The following is a 19476-nucleotide window of genomic DNA, read 5'->3' as shown; positions in this document are numbered from 1 at the left end:
CATAAAAACCCGCAATCTTGCTTTTTAATTATTTTCGCTGACCAGAAAGCTATTAAACTGCGGCGACATCCAGGTTTTAAACCCCTCACCCTCTTTCACAATCATATAGACCGCCAGCCCTTCACGACGCACGACTTCTTTGGCCTTTTCCGGGCCGAGCACCATCAATCCTGTATCCCAGCCATCGGCTTCCAGCGCCGTTGGCGCAATCACCGTTACGGATACCAGATTATGTTCGATCGGGCGACCGGTTTGCGGGTCGATAACATGGGAAAGGCGCTTACCGTCCAGCTCATAATAGTTCCGGTAGCTGCCGGAGGTGCTAATGCCATGCCCATTAATGTCGACAATCGCCTGCACCGCGTTTTCACGATCGGTGGGTTTCTGGATTGCCACTCGCCACGGATGCCCTTCAGCATTCATTCCCCTGCTGTTCAGCGCACCACCAACGGAAACCAGATAACGGGCGATCCCCTCTTGCTCCATCAATCGAGCCAGATGATCGGCGGCGTACCCTTCGCCAACGGTTGAGAGATCAACATACAGATCCGGCAAGTCTTTTTGCAGGTAGTTCTGATGCGCTTCATTCACGACTTTCAGATGAGAAAGCCCGGTTTGCGCTTTTGCAGCGTCAATTTGCCCCTGGGTGGGAATATGCAACGGCTGCTGATCCGGGCCAAAGCCCCACAGGTTGACTAACGGCCCCACGGTGATATCCATGGCCCCATCGGTTTTTGCACCAATGCGTAGCGCCGAAGTCACGATATCCGCCATGGCGTCATTAACCGGCCACGGCGACAGACTTTTCGACAGGTTAAAGCGCATTAACGCAGAATCGTTTTTATAGGTGGAGAGCAGTTGATCATCGGCATCAAGCTGAGTCTGGATCTTAGCCTGCAGTTCCCTTGCGCGTTTGGCATCTACGCCTACCATACTGACCCGCCAGAAAGTGCCCATCGTTTTACCTTCCAGAACCGTGGCAGGAATTGTGGTCTGAGCAGGTTTCGAGGCCTCATCGCACCCGACAAAAAAGATGGTCACAGCCAGCAGTGCTGCGCGATAAAAATTCATTTCCATACGTAATTATCCTCATGCGAACGGGCGCAAGAGTACACCAAAAATCGTTGTTTGTACGGCGGAAAAACGACATTAAAAAAGGCCCCGCAGGGCCTTTTAACGACATGAGCGCAGATTAGAACTGGTAAACCAGACCCAGCGCTACGATGTCATCGGTAGCAATACCTGCTGCCTGGGTAAACGCATTGTCATCCAGCAGGTTGATTTTGTAATCAACATAGGTAGACATATTTTTGTTGAAGTAGTAGGTTGCGCCAACATCAACATATTTCACGATATCCTGGTCACCGTAGTTGGTGAAACCATTGCTGATGTCTTTACCTTTTGACTGCAGGTAAGCGACGGATGGACGCAGACCGAAATCGAACTGGTACTGTGCCACAACTTCAAAATTCTGTGCTTTATCCGCGAAGCCATATGCAGCAGTCGGGTTGCTACCATTAGAGGTACCGAAACGGGTTGCGTTATAGGACTGGGAGTACTGTGCTGCCAGGTAAACGTTGTTAGCATCGTATTTCAGACCACCGGTATAAACCGTTGCACGGTCACCGCTACCGTACACGCCAACAGCATTCTGATCAGCAGTACGTTTAGACGTCGTGATAGCACCACCGACACCAAAGCCAGCGCCGATATCATAGGTCACAGATCCGCCGTAACCGTCGCCATTCTGGGTCAGCAGGCTACGACCACCTACGTTTTCACCGCTTACGCTGCCGTTTTTACCCTGGTACTGCAGGGCAAAGTTCAGGCCATCAACCAATCCGAAGAAGTCAGTGTTACGGTAGGTCGCATAACCGTTACCACGCTGCTGCATGAAGTTATCAGCACCGTAGGTGTCGCCGCCGAACTCCGGCAGAACGTCGGTCCAGGACGTTACATCATATGTCACGCCATAGTTACGACCGTAGTCGAAAGAACCTGCATCAGCGAATTTAAGACCCGCGAATGCCACACGCGTCCAGGCGTCGTTGCTCGCTTCACTCTGGTTACCCTGAATCTGGTATTCCCACTGGCCGTAACCGGTCAGTTGGTCGTTAACCTGAGTTTCGCCTTTGAAGCCGATACGCATGTAAGTCTTGTCACCATCATCACCTTTGTTGTCGGAGAAATAGTGCAGACCGTCGACTTTACCGTACAGATCTAATTTGTTGCCGTCTTTGTTATAAATTTCAGCCGCATTCGCTGCGCCTGCTACCAGCAGTGCTGGTACCAGGAGGGACAGTACTTTAACTTTCATGTTATTAACCCTCTGTTATATGCCTTTATTGCTTTTTTATGCCACTGCATACTGATTAAGGTCATTAACCAGTCGGCAACTTCATTCTCCGCAAAAACACAGAATAATCCAACACGAATATGATACTAAAACTTTTAAGGTGTTTCATTTATCGGTATAGATGTTTCAAAATATTAATATGAGGGAACTTTTTTAAAATCAAAAAACAGACAAAATAAGCACTAATAATCAAGAATCATTTTAATGATCTTTAAAATCAATGCATTACACAAAAAAATCTTATAGCACTGAATGACAAAACAAAATCTTCACTCGCAACTAAAATAGACCCGCTATCATCATTAACTTTATTTATTACCGTCATTCATTTATGAATGTCTGTTTACCCCTATTTCAGCCGAATGCTCTGCGTTCGGTTTTTTTTTACCCTTCTTTACACAAAACTTACCTTTCCGTGCTACCGATGCAAAACTATAACGACTATTAACTATCTCGGGCGTCACGATCAGATATAAGTTTGATAAATAATTTCTTGTTATTTAATGCTAAATGTATACATTCCGTACGAATATTTGTACCCGCCTTTAACTTCTGTACACCTTTGCACCGTCAAGGCTGCAACAAAATCAGGCGTAAAAAATGCAAGCCAGGCGACACGGTGTAAGTGTGGTAATTCATACATTACCCTTTATACTGCCTCTTCATCTTTCGCGTCGTTTAACAGGTCATAAACACGAATGAGTCAGTCTGACACAACGGTTTCCACCCGATTCTCCCTGTTACCAGGAAGTATTACCCGTTTCTTCTTATTACTGATCGTTGTGCTGTTGGTGATGATGGGTGTTATGGTCCAGAGCGCCGTCAACACCTGGTTAAAAGATAAGAGCTATCAGATTGTTGATATTACCCATGCCATTCATAAAAGGGTCGATACCTGGCGATACGTGACCTGGCAAATCTATGACAATATTGCCGCCTCAACCAGTTCGCCGGGTGCCGAAGGGCTGCAGGAAACACGTCTGAAACAAGACGTCTATTATCTTGAGAAGCCGCGCAGAAAGACCGAGGCGCTGATTTTCGGCTCGCATGACAGTTCTACATTGGAAATGACCCAGCGTATTTCAACGTATCTGGATACGCTGTGGGGCGCGGAGAATGTCCCATGGTCAATGTATTACCTGAATGGTCAGGACAACAGCCTGATCCTAATCTCGACGTTACCGCTGAAAGATCTGACCTCTGGTTTTAAAGAATCGACGATTGGGAATATTGTCGATTCCCGGCGCGCTGAGATGCTGCAACAGGCTAATGCGCTAGATGAACGTGAAAGCTTCTCTTCACTGCGCCGTCTGGCCTGGCAGAACGGGCATTACTTCACGCTACGCACGACCTTTAATCAGCCAGGACATCTGGCAACGGTTGTCGCCTTTGACCTGCCGATTAATGACTTGATCCCGCCCGGTATGCCGCTGGACAGTTTCCATCTGGAACCTGATGCCACCTCAACGACCGAGCACCTGAATGAAAAAGAGTCGCCTGACAGCGTCAGCATTAATTTCAACAACAGTAAAATTGAGATCTCTTCGGCGCTAAACTCAACGGATATGCGGCTGGTGTGGCAGGTTCCGTTTGGCTCATTGCTACTCGACACATTGCAAAGCATTCTGCTACCGCTTTTGCTGAACATTGCGTTACTGGCTCTGGCGCTGTTTGGCTATACCACCTTTCGCCACCTCCCTGCCCGTTCCACCCAGGTGGCGCCAAATCTTGCGGCAAATAATGAGTTGCGTGTTCTGCGCGCAATCAATGAAGAGATTGTTTCCCTTCTGCCGCTGGGATTACTGGTACACGATCAGGAAGCAAACCGCACGGTTATCAGCAATAAAATTGCCGACCACCTGCTGCCGCATTTAAATCTGCAAAATATTACCAATATGGCAGAGCAGCATCAGGGAGTGATTCAGGCCACCATCAATAATGAACTGTATGAAATCAGACTGTTTCGCAGCCAGATCTCCCCGAGAACGCAGATCTTTATCATTCGTGACCAGGACCGCGAGGTGCTGGTCAATAAGAAGCTGAAACAAGCGCAGCGGCTGTATGAGAAAAACCAGCAGGCCCGCGCGGCCTTTATGCAGAATATTGGCAGCGCGCTGAAAGACCCCGCGAAAACGCTGGCTGCTAATGCCGCCGCGCTCAATACACCAGACAGCCAGAAACTGGCCAATCAGGCCGACGTTCTGGTGCGGATGGTGGACGAAATCCAGCTAGCCAACCTGCTGGAGAACGATGCCTGGAAAGGTGAATCCACACTGTTTTCCGTGCAGGCATTAATTGACGACGTGGTTCCGGAAGTTCTGCCGGCCATTAAGCGTAAAGGGCTGCAGCTACTGATTAAAAATCACCTAAGCGCCCATGACGAACGCCGTGGCGATCGCGATGCCTTGCGCCGTATTTTGCTGCTGTTGATCCAATATGCGGTAACCACCACGCAGATAGGTAAAATCACGCTGGAAGTCGACCAGGATGAGTCGGAGGCCGAACGCCTGACCTTCCGCATTCTGGATACCGGGGAAGGCGTCACATTAAATGAAGTTGATAATCTCCATTTCCCATTCATTAATGACACGCAGGGCGATCGGTATGGCAAAGCCAACCCGCTGACGTTCTGGCTGTGCGATCAGTTAGCCCGCAAGCTTGGCGGACACCTGAATATTAAAGCACGGGAAGAACTTGGAACACGTTACATCGTCCATGTTAAAATGCCGCTGCACGATCAACATGCTGATAGTGAAGAGCGCCTGTTGGATGACGTCTGCGTAATGGTTGATGTCACCTCAAATGACGTACGGAGCATTGTATTACGTCAACTGGAAAACTGGGGAGCAACCTGCATCACGCCCGATGAACGGTTGAATAGTCAAGAATATGATCTCTTTTTAACAGATAATCCGTCTAATCTTACTGCCTCGGGCTTGCTTTTAAGCGATGATGAGTCTGGCGTACGGAAAATTGGCCCCGGTCAGCTGCGCGTCAACTTTAATATGAGCAATGCTATGCAGGAAGCTGTCCTTGAGCTGATTGAAGAGCAGCTGGCACAAGAAGAGTTCCAGGAACTCCCCCTCGGCGGAGATGAAAACGCCGAACTTCATGCCAGTGGTTACTACGCACTCTTTGTAGACACAGTACCGGATGATGTTAAGAGGTTGTATACTGAGGCGGCTATCAGCGATTTCGCTGCATTAGCCCAAACGGCCCATCGCCTGAAAGGCGTGTTTGCCATGCTTAATCTGGTACCCGGCAAGCAGTTATGTGAAGCGCTGGAACATCTTATTCAAGAGAAAGATGCTCCAGGTATAGAAAAATACATCAGCGACATTGACGTTTACGTCAAGAGCTTGCTGTAGCAAGGTAGCCCAATACATGAACACTATGAACGTAATTATTGCCGATGACCACCCGATTGTACTGTTCGGTATTCGTAAATCACTTGAGCAAATCGAGTGGGTAAATGTTGTCGGCGAATTTGAAGACTCCACTGCACTGATCAACAATTTGCCTAAGTTGGATGCGCATGTGTTGATTACCGACCTCTCCATGCCGGGAGATAAATACGGTGATGGGATCACGTTAATTAAATATATCAAGCGTCATTTCCCGAGCCTGTCGATTATCGTTCTGACCATGAACAACAATCCGGCTATCCTGAGCGCGGTACTGGATCTCGATATTGAAGGGATCGTACTGAAGCAAGGTGCGCCAACCGACCTGCCAAAAGCGCTGGCCGCGCTGCAGAAAGGTAAGAAATTTACCCCGGAAAGCGTGTCTCGTCTGCTGGAGAAAATCAGCGCCAGCGGCTATGGCGACAAACGTCTGTCACCGAAAGAGAGTGAAGTTCTGCGCTTGTTTGCCGAAGGTTTCCTGGTTACTGAGATCGCCAAAAAGCTCAACCGCAGCATTAAAACCATCAGTAGCCAGAAAAAATCGGCAATGATGAAGCTCGGTGTGGAAAACGATATCGCACTGCTGAATTACCTCTCCTCCGTGACGCTGAGTCCGTCAGACAAAGAATAATTCTTTATCACGTCAAAATGCCTGATGGCGCTGCGTTTATCAGGCCTACGAACACACAGCATCGTGCACGTTTCGTAGGCCGGATAAGACTAACGCCGCCATCCGGCTCTTTTATTCCCTATCCCCGCGTTTTTCTCACTCTTTCCGCATAGACCGCCAGCGTTTGCTTCAATACGTCTAAGGTCACCGGCTTGGACAGACAGCTATCCATACCTGATTCCAGACAACGCTGCTTTTCTTCGGCAAGCGCGTTTGCCGTTACCCCCACAACAGGCAGCGTTAACCCTAGCTGGCGGATACGCTGCGTCAGGCGATAACCATCCATATTTGGCATGTTGACGTCACTCAGCACAATGTCGATATGGTTTTTGCTGAGTACATTGAGCGCATCCACACCGTCATTCGCCGTTTTACACTGATATCCCAACGATCCCAGCTGATCGGCCAGTAAGCGCCGGTTGATAGGGTGATCGTCAACAACCAGGATCATCATGTCATCGTTCGTCGCACCGGCTTTATCCGGGGCTGGCAGCGCCGTGGAGAGATCTTCACTCCCCAGCTCTACACTGTATATATGCGCCAACAGCGCAGGCAGTTCGTGCGGTGACGCCACGCTGTGTACCCATTCTCCAGGCTCTCTTTCCAGCGGAATGCCAATATGGCGGCGGCAGAAAATCACCGCAGCCCGTCCCTGCCACGCCTGTTCCAGCACATCGTCAGCCACCAGCAGGTCATCCGCATCGGGCTGTTGTCCCTCATATCGCAGCACCGTCATCCCGTTACGCGTCAGGCTGGATTCGAGAAAATGGTACAATGACGCATTACGTACTGCCAGCCAGCAACGCGTGCCAGCCAATCCTTCAACACCCTTTTTCAGCGGATACTGTGCGCCATACAGCGGAATACGTAGCGTAAACTGACTCCCCATTCCCGGCTCGGAATCGACGGAAATATCCCCATCCATCATGCTGATCAGTTTTTCACAAATCGCCAAACCGAGTCCCGTTCCCTGGAAATTACGCTGTACGCCAGTCCCCACCTGGAAGAAAGGATCGAACAACCGAACCACCTCTTTGGCAGGGATCCCTACACCGGTATCACGCACTCGAATGCTCAGGTAGTCGCCGCTGCACTGCACGTGCAGCACAATACAACCGGTATCGGTAAACTTGATTGCGTTACTCAGCAGATTAGAAATCACCTGTTGTAAACGCATCGGATCGCCATTCAGCGCCACAGGCACATCCGGGTCGATAAAGCAGTACAACCCCAACTGCTTGCGGACCACCAGCGGCAAATAGTTAGCCGTAATATGGTTCATGACTTCACGCGGTGAAAACTCTCGCGGCTCAATCTTCAGCTGTTCAGATTCAATTTTTGAGAAGTCGAGAATATCGCTGATAATTTTCAGCAGCAGACTGGAAGAGTTATTCATCGCCGTTACCAGACGATCCACCCCACTCGGTAACTCTTTGGTTTGCAACAAATCAAGGTTACCGATAATGCCATATAGAGGTGTACGTAGCTCATGGCTCACCGTCGCAAGGAACATCGATTTGGACTGGCTGGCCTGTTCCGCCGCCTGCGCCATCTCCTGCAACGACTCTTCCATTTTAACGCGCGCACTGACATCAACCAGGACACAAATTGCCACGTTTTCATTGCGATAGCGCGAGTGCACAAAGCTGATTTGCAGATTGGTATTGTTGCTGGTCAGCACATCAACAAAATTGACCTGTTGGCCGCAAATAATTTGCGTTAACCGCTGACGGTCTTCATGCGTCAGCATGTTCAGATAGGTGTGCGCCAGTTCGTTACTCAGGATGTTAATGCCATCCATCGTGCGCAGAATACAAATACCCACCGGCGCAGAAGCTACGATTTTACGGTTAAACTGCTCATGTTCTTCCAGACGCTGAGCATCGCTTTCCGCTGGAATAAAAATGCGCCGTTCATACATGCGCGTGAGCATAAACAATGCCGCCCCGACCAGCACGTTCAACAAGATAGCGTTCAGGATCATCATGCGGATCCGCTCCAGCACCAGATCGACCGGTACGGAGTACACGATGCTCAGGGAGGACGGAGGCAGATTCTTCTTCAATACCAGCTCGCGGAAACCCGGTGTGTAACCAAACCAGGAGCGTTCCTGCATCCAGTGGGGCTCAGCCTTAATATTCCCTTCAGGGCCAGTGAGAGAAATTAGCGCATGCCCATTTTCGTCGAGGATGGTCACGCCCATCGGTAAACTGCCCGGCGTGAAGAAATTCTCCATGCGAATTGGCTGCTCTACGCCCAACAGCGCCTGGAGGCGATTGGCGAGGTAAACCGGCGTCAGCGCATAGAAATACCCTACTCCCGGACGTGGCCCCTGGCTGATCCAGAACAAGTTGTTGCCATTTTCGTCTTGCGTAGCATTACGATACTTAATAATGCGCTCATGCAGCGCCTTCAGGGCCTCGTCACGTTCGACAGGCATATCACGCAAGCCGAAATTGGCCATACAGAGGTTGTCGCTGCCAATCAGGAACACTCGATTTAAATCATAGGCGGCGGAAAAGTTGTCGCGCCAGTAGCGCATAAACCATGCCAGTGATTCCAGAGAACCTCGCCAGGCGTTGCCCATGACAGAACAGTCGGAGTCGGCAAACAACGGCTCAAAATTCGGCACGACGGTTTTATCATCTCGCGCCCGCAGCGACATCACGCCGTTTTCCGCCGTTAAGCGATTCTCGGCAATATATTTCAGTTCTTTAATGACATCAGATGTGCGCTGAATGTAGCGCTGGGCCTGATCGGAGCTGAGATTAAGCTCCTGATGGATCTCAGACTCTCGCTGGTGCAGCGCATTCACAATGTAGAACACGGAAGCAAACGCAATCAGACACCAGATAACGAGCGCCAACGCTCTGAACAGGTAGCGTGAGACTTTTAGGGTTGAATGAACGGAAGCAAGGTATTTCAAAGGGGCGAAGCTCCGCCTCAGGGCATTAATAGAGTGTGGTTAAGGTAGCGGTAAATGTCTTTTGTCGCAATGCCATTAAAAAAAGGGCCGGATTTCTCCGGCCCTTTTTATAGCGTCTTAATTACTCGTCAGCGTCATCCGCTGCTGCATCGTCATCGCTTTCCGCTTCAGGTGCGATATCCTCGTCACCTTCAGCTGCACTTCCGTCGATGGAGTCGAGCTCTTCATCATCAACCGGTTCAGCAACGCGTTGCAGACCCACGACGTTTTCGTCTTCCGCAGTACGGATAAGGATCACACCCTGGGTATTACGTCCTACCACGCTGATTTCCGACACGCGAGTACGTACCAGCGTACCTGCGTCGGTGATCATCATGATCTGGTCGGTATCTTCAACCTGCACTGCGCCAACAACGGAACCGTTGCGCTCGGTAACCTTGATGGAGATAACGCCCTGGGTGGCACGAGACTTGGTCGGATACTCTTCCGCCGCCGTACGTTTACCGTAACCGTTCTGAGTAACGGTCAGGATCGCACCTTCACCGCGCGGAACGATCAGCGATACCACGCTATCTTTTTCCGCCAGCTTGATACCGCGTACACCGGTCGCGGTACGACCCATTGCACGGACAGCATCTTCTTTAAAGCGCACCACTTTACCTGCCGCAGAGAACAACATGACTTCGTCACTGCCGGATGTCAGATCTACACCAATCAGTTCGTCGCCTTCGTTCAGGTTAACCGCAATAATACCGGCAGAACGCGGACGGCTGAATTCGGTCAGCGCCGTTTTCTTCACGGTACCGCTGGCGGTTGCCATGAAGACGTTCACGCCCTCTTCGTACTCACGTACTGGCAGAATTGCGGTAATACGTTCGTTAGCTTCCAGCGGCAGCAGGTTGACGATTGGACGTCCACGCGCGCCACGGCTTGCTTCCGGCAACTGATAGACCTTCATCCAGTACAAACGACCACGGCTGGAGAAGCAGAGGATCGTGTCATGGGTGTTGGCTACCAGCAGGCGGTCAATAAAGTCTTCTTCTTTAATGCGTGCTGCTGATTTACCTTTACCGCCACGACGCTGCGCTTCGTAATCGGTTAACGGCTGATATTTCACGTAGCCCTGATGAGACAAGGTTACGACAACATCTTCCTGGCTAATCAGATCTTCGATGTTGATGTCAGCGCTGTTCGCGGTGATTTCAGTACGACGAGCGTCACCGAATTGTTCACGAATCAGCTCCATCTCTTCACGGATAACTTCCATCAGACGATCGGCGCTGCCCAGAATGTGCAGCAGTTCAGCGATCTGTTCCAGCAGCTCTTTATATTCGTCGAGCAGTTTTTCGTGCTCAAGGCCAGTCAGTTTCTGCAAACGCAGATCCAGAATCGCCTGGGCCTGCTGTTCAGTCAGGTAGTACTGACCGTCACGCACGCCAAATTCCGGCTCCAGCCATTCAGGACGCGCGGCGTCATCACCGGCACGCTCCAGCATGGCGGAAACGTTGCCCAGTTCCCACGAACGCGCAACCAGCGCAGCTTTCGCTTCAGCCGGGGTCGGCGCGCGGCGGATCAGTTCGATGATCGGATCGATGTTCGCCAGCGCAATCGCCAGCGCTTCAAGGATGTGCGCACGGTCGCGGGCTTTACGCAGTTCAAAGATAGTACGACGGGTAACGACTTCACGGCGGTGACGTACGAACGCGGCAATAATATCTTTCAGGTTCATGATCTTCGGCTGGCCATGGTGCAATGCAACCATGTTGATACCGAAGGAAACCTGCAGTTGGGTCTGGGAATAGAGGTTGTTCAGAACCACTTCCCCGACCGCATCGCGTTTCACTTCAATCACGATGCGCATACCGTCTTTGTCAGACTCGTCACGCAGCGCGCTGATGCCTTCAACGCGTTTGTCTTTTACCAGCTCGGCGATTTTCTCAATCAGGCGCGCTTTGTTTACCTGATACGGAATTTCGTGAACGATGATGGTTTCACGACCCGTTTTGGCATCCGCTTCGACTTCCGCGCGTGCGCGAATGTACACTTTGCCACGACCGGTACGGTAGGCTTCTTCGATACCACGACGACCGTTGATGATCGCGGCAGTCGGGAAGTCCGGACCCGGAATATGTTCCATCAGCCCTTCAATGCTGATGTCTTCATCGTCAATATATGCCAGACAGCCGTTGATCACTTCGGTCAGGTTGTGCGGCGGAATGTTGGTCGCCATACCTACCGCGATACCGGACGAACCGTTCACCAGCAGGTTAGGAATTTTGGTCGGCATGACGTCAGGAATTTGTTCGGTGCCGTCATAGTTGTCGACGAAATCAACCGTTTCTTTTTCCAGGTCAGCCATCAGCTCATGGGCGATTTTCGACATACGGATTTCCGTATAACGCATCGCCGCTGCGGAGTCGCCATCGACAGAACCAAAGTTACCCTGACCATCTACCAGCATGTAGCGCAAGGAGAATGGCTGCGCCATACGAACAATGGTGTCGTAAACGGCGGTATCACCATGAGGGTGGTATTTACCGATTACGTCACCAACGACACGGGCAGATTTTTTATAGGCTTTATTCCAGTCGTTGCCCAATACGTTCATGGCGTAAAGTACGCGACGGTGAACCGGTTTCAGGCCATCTCGGACGTCCGGCAGCGCACGGCCAACAATGACCGACATCGCATAATCCAGATAGGAGCTCTTCAGCTCTTCCTCAATGTTGACCGGTGTAATTTCTCTCGCAAGGTCGCTCATCTAACCGCTATCCCTCTACTGTATCCCGGATTCAAAGGTCGCAAATTATAACACATCCGTGCAGATTCAGGTAAATGGATTCCCCCTGACAGAGGCTTTATTCATCCCGTCAGGCTGATATACTCATTTGCATCGCAAATTTAGGAGTAGAAGCCCCCATGAATGCCGAAAAACCTCCGGTAGCTCACAACGTTGACCATGAAGAAATTGCCAAGTTTGAAGCAGTCGCGTCACGCTGGTGGGATCTTGAGGGTGAATTTAAGCCGCTGCACCGCATTAACCCACTGCGTCTGGGCTATATTACTGAGCGCTCAGGCGGCCTGTTTGGTAAAAAGGTACTCGACGTCGGATGCGGCGGCGGTATTCTGGCGGAGAGTATGGCGCGCGAAGGCGCCACCGTCACCGGACTGGACATGGGTTTTGAACCGCTGCAGGTAGCGAAACTGCATGCGCTGGAAAGCGGTATCCAGGTAGAGTACGTACAAGAAACCGTCGAAGAGCATGCGGAAAAGCATGCACATCAGTATGACGTTGTCACCTGTATGGAAATGCTGGAGCACGTGCCAGACCCACAGTCAGTGGTCAGAGCTTGCGCCAGGCTGGTCAAACCGGGTGGCGAAGTATTTTTCTCCACGCTTAATCGCAACGGTAAATCCTGGCTGATGGCGGTGGTCGGAGCGGAATATATTCTGCGCATGGTGCCGAAAGGCACGCACGATGTGAAAAAGTTTATTAAGCCTGCTGAATTATTAGAGTGGGTTGACCAGACCGTACTGAAAGAGCGTCATATGACCGGCCTGCATTACAACCCCATAACCAACACCTTCAAACTTGGCCCGGGCGTTGATGTGAACTATATGGTACATACCACCGCCAAGGTTGATTAACTGCACCTGTAGGCCGGAAAAAGCGTGCTACGCCGCCATCCGGCCTGCTTACTGGAACCATGCCTGATGACGTTTCGCTTATCAGGCCTACAAATCCTGTGCCAGATCATAAGAACTTTCCTTGCCTTAGATGAAGAAATCAGCACTCGATCAAATTTTCTATTTTTTTTCTCAATTATTGACATCCTCGCCAGGCCTTATAAGACGCGCACTTAGCGATTATCACCCTTTTGCAACCTCAATTTAACCTCAAAATCAACTCTTGTGCTGAAAAGAATCCCTACTAGAATACTCACCATATAGCGTCTATTTTATCAAACAACCCCTACATATAGTATTTATCCACAGACTTAGTCACAACATGACTCTGTGGATAATGTGGGGGATATTTTTTCTTTCACGGACAGGTAAAAAACCACATGAATCAGAGTCTGCTGGTGACAAAGCGTGATGGTAGTACAGAGCGCATCAATCTCGACAAAATCCACCGAGTTCTGGATTGGGCGGCAGAAGGACTGAATAACGTATCGATTTCTCAGGTCGAGCTGCGCTCCCACATTCAGTTTTATGACGGAATCAAGACCTCCGACATCCATGAAACAATCATCAAAGCAGCCGCCGACCTGATCTCCCGCGAAGCGCCGGATTATCAGTATCTGGCTGCCCGTCTGGCGATTTTCCACCTGCGTAAAAAAGCCTACGGTGAGTTTGAACCGCCAAAGCTGTTCGACCATGTCGTGAAAATGGTTGAAATGGGCAAATACGACAATCATCTGCTGGAAGACTACACGGAAGAAGAGTTCAAGCAGATGGACTCGTTCATCGTACACGACCGTGATATGACCTTCTCCTACGCTGCGGTGAAGCAGTTGGAAGGTAAATATCTGGTGCAAAACCGTGTTACCGGTGAGATCTATGAAAGCGCACAGTTCCTCTACATTCTGGTAGCGGCTTGCCTGTTCTCTAACTATCCGCGTGAAACACGTCTGCAATATGTAAAACGTTTCTACGACGCCGTTTCTACGTTCAAAATCTCGCTGCCGACGCCAATTATGTCCGGCGTGCGTACCCCAACGCGTCAGTTCAGCTCCTGCGTACTGATCGAGTGCGGCGACAGCCTGGACTCCATCAACGCAACCTCCAGCGCAATTGTGAAATACGTTTCTCAGCGTGCCGGTATCGGCATTAACGCTGGTCGCATCCGTGCGCTGGGTAGCCCGATTCGCGGCGGTGAAGCGTTCCACACCGGCTGTATTCCGTTCTACAAGCATTTCCAGACTGCGGTGAAATCCTGCTCTCAGGGGGGCGTACGCGGTGGTGCAGCCACGCTGTTCTACCCAATGTGGCACCTGGAAGTTGAAAGCCTGCTGGTCCTGAAAAACAACCGTGGCGTCGAAGGCAACCGCGTTCGTCACATGGACTATGGCGTACAAATCAACAAGCTGATGTACACCCGTCTGCTGAAAGGCGGCGACATCACCCTGTTTAGCCCGTCCGACGTCCCGGGTCTGTATGACGCGTTCTTCGCCGATCAGGATGAGTTCGAGCGTCTGTACACCCAATATGAAAACGACGACAGCATCCGCAAACAGCGCGTAAAAGCAGTTGAGCTGTTCTCACTAATGATGCAGGAACGTGCCTCGACCGGTCGTATCTACATTCAGAACGTTGACCACTGCAACACCCATAGCCCGTTTGATCCGGTTGTCGCGCCGGTACGCCAGTCCAACCTGTGCCTGGAAATCGCCCTGCCGACCAAACCGCTGACCGACGTTAACGATGAAAACGGCGAAATTGCGCTGTGTACGCTGTCCGCATTTAACCTGGGCGCTATCGAAAGTCTGGACGAACTGGAAGAGCTGGCTGTACTGGCGGTACGTGCGCTGGATGCGCTGCTCGATTACCAGGATTATCCGATTCCGGCCGCCAAACGCGGTGCGATGGGTCGTCGTACGCTGGGTATTGGCGTGATCAACTACGCTTACTGGCTGGCGAAAAACGGTAAACGCTACTCTGACGGCAGCGCCAATAACCTGACTCACAAAACCTTTGAAACGATTCAATATTACCTGCTGAAGGCTTCTAACGAGCTGGCAAAAGAGCAAGGCGCATGCCCATGGTTTAACGAAACCACCTATGCGAAAGGTATTCTGCCGATTGATACCTATAAAAAAGATCTTGATGCTATCGCTAACGAACCGCTGCATATGGACTGGGAACAGCTGCGTGAATCTATCAAGACTCACGGCCTGCGTAACTCCACGCTGTCAGCCCTGATGCCGTCCGAGACCTCTTCACAGATCTCCAACGCCACCAACGGCATTGAACCGCCACGCGGTTACGTGAGCATCAAAGCATCGAAAGATGGGATTCTGCGTCAGGTCGTGCCGGACTACGAACACCTGCACGACGCATACGAACTGCTGTGGGAAATGCCAAACAACGACGGCTATCTGCAGCTGGTAGGCATCATGCAGAAATTTATCGATCAGTCGATTTCCGCCAACACCAACTACGATCCGTCGCGCTTCCCGTCCGGAAAAGTACCGATGCAGCAGTTGCTGAAAGACCTGCTCACCGCCTACAAATTTGGTGTTAAAACGCTGTATTATCAGAACACCCGTGACGGTGCGGAAGACTCTCAGGACGATCTGGTACCGTCCATTCAGGACGATGGCTGCGAAAGCGGCGCATGTAAGATTTAATCTTTTGCCGGGTGGCGTAGCGCTTACCCGGCCTACAAATTAATTCGCGGTATTGTAGGCCGGATAAGCAAAGCGCATCCGGCAGTACATTCCAGACAGGATTCACATCAATGGCATACACCACTTTTTCACAGACGAAAAATGATCAGCTTCTGGAACCGATGTTCTTCGGCCAGCCGGTGAACGTCGCCCGCTACGATCAGCAAAAATATGACATCTTTGAAAAACTGATCGAAAAGCAGCTCTCTTTCTTCTGGCGTCCGGAAGAAGTCGATGTTTCTCGCGATCGTATCGACTTCCAGGCATTGCCGGAACATGAAAAACATATCTTCATCAGCAACCTGAAGTATCAGACGCTGCTGGACTCCATTCAGGGACGTAGTCCTAACGTCGCGCTGCTGCCGTTAATCTCGATCCCTGAACTGGAAACCTGGGTGGAAACGTGGGCGTTTTCTGAAACGATCCACTCCCGCTCTTACACCCACATCATCCGTAATATTGTTAACGATCCGGCGGTGGTGTTTGACGATATCGTCACCAACGAGCAAATCCAGAAACGCGCAGAAGGCATCTCCAGCTACTACGACGAATTGATCGAGATGACCAGCTACTGGCATTTGCTCGGTGAAGGCACGCATACCGTTAATGGTAAAACGGTTGTCGTAAACCTGCGTGAGCTGAAGAAGAAGCTGTATCTGTGCCTGATGAGCGTGAACGCGCTGGAAGCGATCCGCTTTTATGTCAGCTTCGCCTGCTCTTTCGCCTTCGCCGAACGTGAACTGATGGAAGGCAACGCGAAAATTATTCGTCTGATCGCCCGCGACGAAGCCCTGCACCTGACCGGTACTCAGCATATGCTGAACCTGCTGCGCAGCGGCGTGGACGATCCGGAGATGGCGGAAATTGCCGAAGAGTGCAAACAAGAGTGCTACGACCTGTTCGTACAGGCCGCGCTGCAGGAAAAAGAGTGGGCAGACTATCTGTTCCGTGATGGCTCAATGATTGGCCTGAACAAAGACATTCTGTGCCAGTATGTTGAGTACATCACCAACATCCGTATGCAGGCTGTTGGACTCGATCTGCCATTCCAGACACGTTCTAACCCGATCCCTTGGATCAATACCTGGCTGGTGTCTGACAACGTCCAGGTTGCGCCGCAGGAAGTGGAAGTCAGCTCTTATCTGGTCGGCCAGATCGATGCCGAAGTCGATACTGACGATCTGAGTAACTTCCAGCTCTGATGGGCCGCGTGACTCTGCGCATCTCTGGCACGCAGTTGCTGTGCCAGGATGAACACCCTTCCCTGCTTGCCGCGCTCGAGTCGCACGATGTTGAAGTCGAATATCAGTGTCGTGAAGGCTACTGCGGCTCCTGCCGTACCCGCCTGATGGCGGGACAGGTTGACTGGATTGCAGAACCGCTGGCCTTCATTCAGCCCGGTGAAATATTGCCGTGCTGTTGCCGGGCAAAAGGCGATATTGAAATAGAGCTGTAGTGTTTAGTGAACTTCATGCGCGGAGACCAGTACCACGTCTCCGCGTTTTTTCATCTGCATGATATACAACGCCCCGGCCAGCACCACCAGCAGCGCCCCCACCAGATAAATCGCCCGATATCCCACACCCTCGACCATCATCCCCATGATAAACGCGCCGATTGCCATTCCTGCATCCATCGCATTGAAAAACAGCGAATTGGCGATACCAATTTTATGGGGTTCCACCGAACTAATAATTTGTGTCTGAAATACGGGTGTGACCGAACCATAACCGATGCCAATTAATCCACCGGAAATAATCATCATAATGCTACCGTTAGTATAGCCAAGCGCCACCAGCCCGACTGTGAAAGCCAGCAAACACGGATAGACCACGTATTTCGGCCCTTTTTTATCACAAACATTGCCGGTAAAGGTTCGACAGATCATCAGGCAAATGGCGTAACACAACAGGAAATTACTGGCGGCGGCCATCAGATCGAGCTCGCGCGCATACAGTGCGAGAAAAGCGGAAACGCCCGCGTAGGAAAAGGTCATGAAAAACGTCACCATCGCGAAAGGCAGTGCGGCGCGATCAAACATTGCCGCAAATCCCAGCTTCGGTTTTGAGCCGTCAGCATGACGGATAACCGGCGGTACGGCGACAATCAATGACAGGATAATACCCAGTACGGCAACCGCGCTACACAGCCAGAATGCTGTGGTAAAAGCTCCCCAGCGTGCCATGTTCAGCCCTACCCACGGCCCCACAACCATTGCCAGTCCCATGGCTAACGAGAAAAAACTGATGCCCTCCCCACGTCGGGAGGCCGGTATCAACCGCGCGGAAATCGTTCCTTTTACCGTGGTAATAACGCCAAACGTTACACCATGAAGCACCCGAATCAACAGCAGTGATTCAATTGAGTGGCAAACAGGATACAGCGCAGTGACCACCAAAAAGGCCAGAGAAGAGAGCACCAGAATTGTTTTATTCGAATATTTTCCTACCCATTGTCCCGCAAACGGGCGCACAACAATTGCGGCCCCCAAAAAGAAGGTGACTAATAATCCGGCCTTATCTGGAGTGGCATGCAGGCGATCCGAAATATAGATCGGTAACAGCGTGAGCAGGACATAAAAAACAAAAAATATAATAAAGCTGATTATCGTTATTGCCCAAAAATCTTTCGTCCACAGTTTTTCTTTCATATTCGACAACCTGTCCAGACGGCGCACGCAGGCAACGCTCAGCTCAACTGAACTACGGACAGGTGCGTCGAAGTGTGATTTTACGGTAGACCGCAAGTATAAACAGGTCCATTATATTAGAGAAATTAATCGTTTTAATATTATTGATTAGAGGGAACTAATGACACTAACCCAGATCCACGCCCTGCTTGCCGTACTTGAGTACGGTGGATTTACCGAAGCCAGCAAGCGGCTGTACATGACCCAATCCGCCGTTAGCCAGGCAATTTCAGCGCTAGAGGAAGAGCTAGGGGTTGATATTCTTATCCGCGAACGCCGCAAAGACATTCAACTTAGTCCGGCCGGGAGTCGGATCGTTTCGCACCTGCGGACGATCGTGTCTGAAACCAACGCGGTGAAAGAGATTGCCGAGCAGGAGCGACAAAACCCGGCCAGAACCCTGCGTATCGGCTGCTTTCCCAGCGCCTGTGCCTGCATTTTGCCCGGCATCATCCACCACTTCGAACAGCACCACCCGCATATCAAAATTATCCCTTATGAAGAAAACAGCACGGCAATAGTTGATTCCCTGCGCAGTGGGGATATCGATGCGGGATTTGTGCATTTCCCGGTAAATGGCATGTACTGCGTACCGGTGTATCGCGACAAATTTACCGTTGTAGTTCCTGAAAGCCATCCGCTGGCGGCCAATAGCACGATTTCAGTGGAACAACTGGTTGGAGAACCGCTCATTATCAGCAAAGGTCGCTATGAATTAAGCATCATGGCGCTATTTAAAGAGAAGGGGATTGAACCGGTCATTAAATACGAGTTTAACCATCCGGATACCGCGATGAGCTTTATTCGTCAGGGGCTGGGTATAGCATTATTACCGGAATTAACGCTGAAGGCGGTTGGTGGGAAAGTACGCTCAGTCGCGCTGGAACCAACGTTCTATCGACAGATATCCTTACTGGCAAAAGAGCCGCCGGTGGACGGCAGCCCTTTATTTCTCCTGCAGGCATGTATGGAAACGTTGACAGCAGACGGCCTTATCTAGCAGTTAAAACGTTCATCCATTAAGGCCTGTGACCGGAGG

General features: G+C 50.8%; 12 protein-coding genes. 7 read left to right on the top strand and 5 right to left on the bottom strand.

Features of this window, described 5'->3' with window-relative positions; translation table 11 throughout:
• Positions 1-24: 24 nt before the first annotated feature.
• Both apbE and OGX92_RS00900 read right to left on the bottom strand, forming a co-directional pair.
• A complete protein-coding gene (gene apbE / locus OGX92_RS00905) occupies positions 25-1077 on the bottom strand; it encodes an FAD:protein FMN transferase ApbE (RefSeq protein WP_155848034.1) in 1053 nt (350 codons plus the stop codon).
• Between the two features lie 115 nt (positions 1078-1192).
• On the bottom strand, positions 1193-2317 hold the full coding sequence (locus OGX92_RS00900) for a porin OmpC (protein ID WP_286586128.1): 1125 nt from the start codon (positions 2315-2317) through the stop codon (positions 1193-1195).
• Between the two features lie 737 nt (positions 2318-3054).
• On the opposite strand from OGX92_RS00900, the gene rcsD reads away from it, so the two are divergent.
• Both rcsD and rcsB read left to right on the top strand, forming a co-directional pair.
• Entirely contained in the window at positions 3055-5724 is a 2670-nt protein-coding gene (rcsD, locus tag OGX92_RS00895) for a phosphotransferase RcsD (RefSeq protein ID WP_148361718.1), read from the top strand.
• Positions 5725-5740: 16 nt separating this feature from the next.
• On the top strand, positions 5741-6391 hold the full coding sequence (rcsB, locus tag OGX92_RS00890) for a response regulator transcription factor RcsB (protein WP_003027592.1): 651 nt from the start codon (positions 5741-5743) through the stop codon (positions 6389-6391).
• 118 nt (positions 6392-6509) lie between these two features.
• Here the strand turns inward: rcsB and rcsC are convergent, their stop codons facing one another.
• Both rcsC and gyrA read right to left on the bottom strand, forming a co-directional pair.
• Entirely contained in the window at positions 6510-9356 is a 2847-nt protein-coding gene (rcsC, locus tag OGX92_RS00885) for a two-component system sensor histidine kinase RcsC (RefSeq protein ID WP_125112621.1), read from the bottom strand.
• A 121-nt stretch (positions 9357-9477) separates the two neighbouring features.
• On the bottom strand, positions 9478-12117 hold the full coding sequence (gene gyrA / locus OGX92_RS00880; protein ID WP_003834662.1) for a DNA topoisomerase (ATP-hydrolyzing) subunit A: 2640 nt from the start codon (positions 12115-12117) through the stop codon (positions 9478-9480).
• A 158-nt stretch (positions 12118-12275) separates the two neighbouring features.
• Here gyrA and ubiG point away from each other — a divergent pair, with 158 nt between their 5' ends.
• From ubiG to yfaE, 4 genes are all read left to right on the top strand, one after another.
• Positions 12276-13004, top strand: a complete 729-nt coding sequence (gene ubiG, locus OGX92_RS00875; RefSeq protein WP_008785314.1) for a bifunctional 2-polyprenyl-6-hydroxyphenol methylase/3-demethylubiquinol 3-O-methyltransferase UbiG — start codon at positions 12276-12278, stop codon at positions 13002-13004.
• Between the two features lie 419 nt (positions 13005-13423).
• A complete protein-coding gene (gene nrdA, locus OGX92_RS00870; RefSeq protein WP_286586127.1) occupies positions 13424-15709 on the top strand; it encodes a class 1a ribonucleoside-diphosphate reductase subunit alpha in 2286 nt (761 codons plus the stop codon).
• 110 nt (positions 15710-15819) lie between these two features.
• Positions 15820-16950 (top strand): class Ia ribonucleoside-diphosphate reductase subunit beta, encoded by a 1131-nt coding sequence (nrdB, locus tag OGX92_RS00865; RefSeq protein ID WP_003834668.1) that lies wholly within the window; start codon positions 15820-15822, stop codon positions 16948-16950.
• A complete protein-coding gene (gene yfaE, locus OGX92_RS00860; RefSeq protein ID WP_286586126.1) occupies positions 16950-17204 on the top strand; it encodes a class I ribonucleotide reductase maintenance protein YfaE in 255 nt (84 codons plus the stop codon). The genes nrdB and yfaE overlap by 1 nt, the downstream gene beginning before the upstream one ends.
• Positions 17205-17207: 3 nt before the next feature.
• On the opposite strand, the gene OGX92_RS00855 is transcribed toward yfaE, so the two are convergent.
• Positions 17208-18398, bottom strand: coding sequence for an MFS transporter (locus OGX92_RS00855; protein ID WP_003834672.1), 1191 nt, complete (start codon positions 18396-18398; stop codon positions 17208-17210).
• Positions 18399-18558: 160 nt separating this feature from the next.
• Between OGX92_RS00855 and OGX92_RS00850 the strand changes: the two genes are divergently transcribed.
• Positions 18559-19437: a LysR family transcriptional regulator gene (locus tag OGX92_RS00850; RefSeq protein ID WP_008785317.1), complete on the top strand. Its 879-nt coding sequence runs from the start codon at positions 18559-18561 to the stop codon at positions 19435-19437.
• Positions 19438-19476 lie beyond the last annotated feature (39 nt).

It is taken from the genome of Citrobacter sp. Cpo089, from assembly GCF_030332695.1.
GTDB lineage: Bacteria > Pseudomonadota > Gammaproteobacteria > Enterobacterales > Enterobacteriaceae > Citrobacter > Citrobacter portucalensis.
The sequence above is the reverse complement of the archived record's forward strand: the minus strand, read 5'-3'. Positions and strand labels throughout refer to the sequence as shown.

What these genes read in the sequence shown, in the direction of transcription:
- rcsB (WP_003027592.1), top strand. Translation starts at nt 5,741, where the DNA reads ATGAACACTATGAACGTAATTATTGCCGATGACCACCCGATTGTACTG.
- ubiG (WP_008785314.1), top strand. Translation starts at nt 12,276, where the DNA reads ATGAATGCCGAAAAACCTCCGGTAGCTCACAACGTTGACCATGAAGAA.
- rcsD (WP_148361718.1), top strand. Translation starts at nt 3,055, where the DNA reads ATGAGTCAGTCTGACACAACGGTTTCCACCCGATTCTCCCTGTTACCA.
- apbE (WP_155848034.1), bottom strand. Translation starts at nt 1,077, where the DNA reads ATGGAAATGAATTTTTATCGCGCAGCACTGCTGGCTGTGACCATCTTT.
- nrdB (WP_003834668.1), top strand. Translation starts at nt 15,820, where the DNA reads ATGGCATACACCACTTTTTCACAGACGAAAAATGATCAGCTTCTGGAA.
- gyrA (WP_003834662.1), bottom strand. Translation starts at nt 12,117, where the DNA reads ATGAGCGACCTTGCGAGAGAAATTACACCGGTCAACATTGAGGAAGAG.
- OGX92_RS00900 (WP_286586128.1), bottom strand. Translation starts at nt 2,317, where the DNA reads ATGAAAGTTAAAGTACTGTCCCTCCTGGTACCAGCACTGCTGGTAGCA.
- OGX92_RS00850 (WP_008785317.1), top strand. Translation starts at nt 18,559, where the DNA reads ATGACACTAACCCAGATCCACGCCCTGCTTGCCGTACTTGAGTACGGT.
- OGX92_RS00855 (WP_003834672.1), bottom strand. Translation starts at nt 18,398, where the DNA reads ATGAAAGAAAAACTGTGGACGAAAGATTTTTGGGCAATAACGATAATC.
- yfaE (WP_286586126.1), top strand. Translation starts at nt 16,950, where the DNA reads ATGGGCCGCGTGACTCTGCGCATCTCTGGCACGCAGTTGCTGTGCCAG.
- nrdA (WP_286586127.1), top strand. Translation starts at nt 13,424, where the DNA reads ATGAATCAGAGTCTGCTGGTGACAAAGCGTGATGGTAGTACAGAGCGC.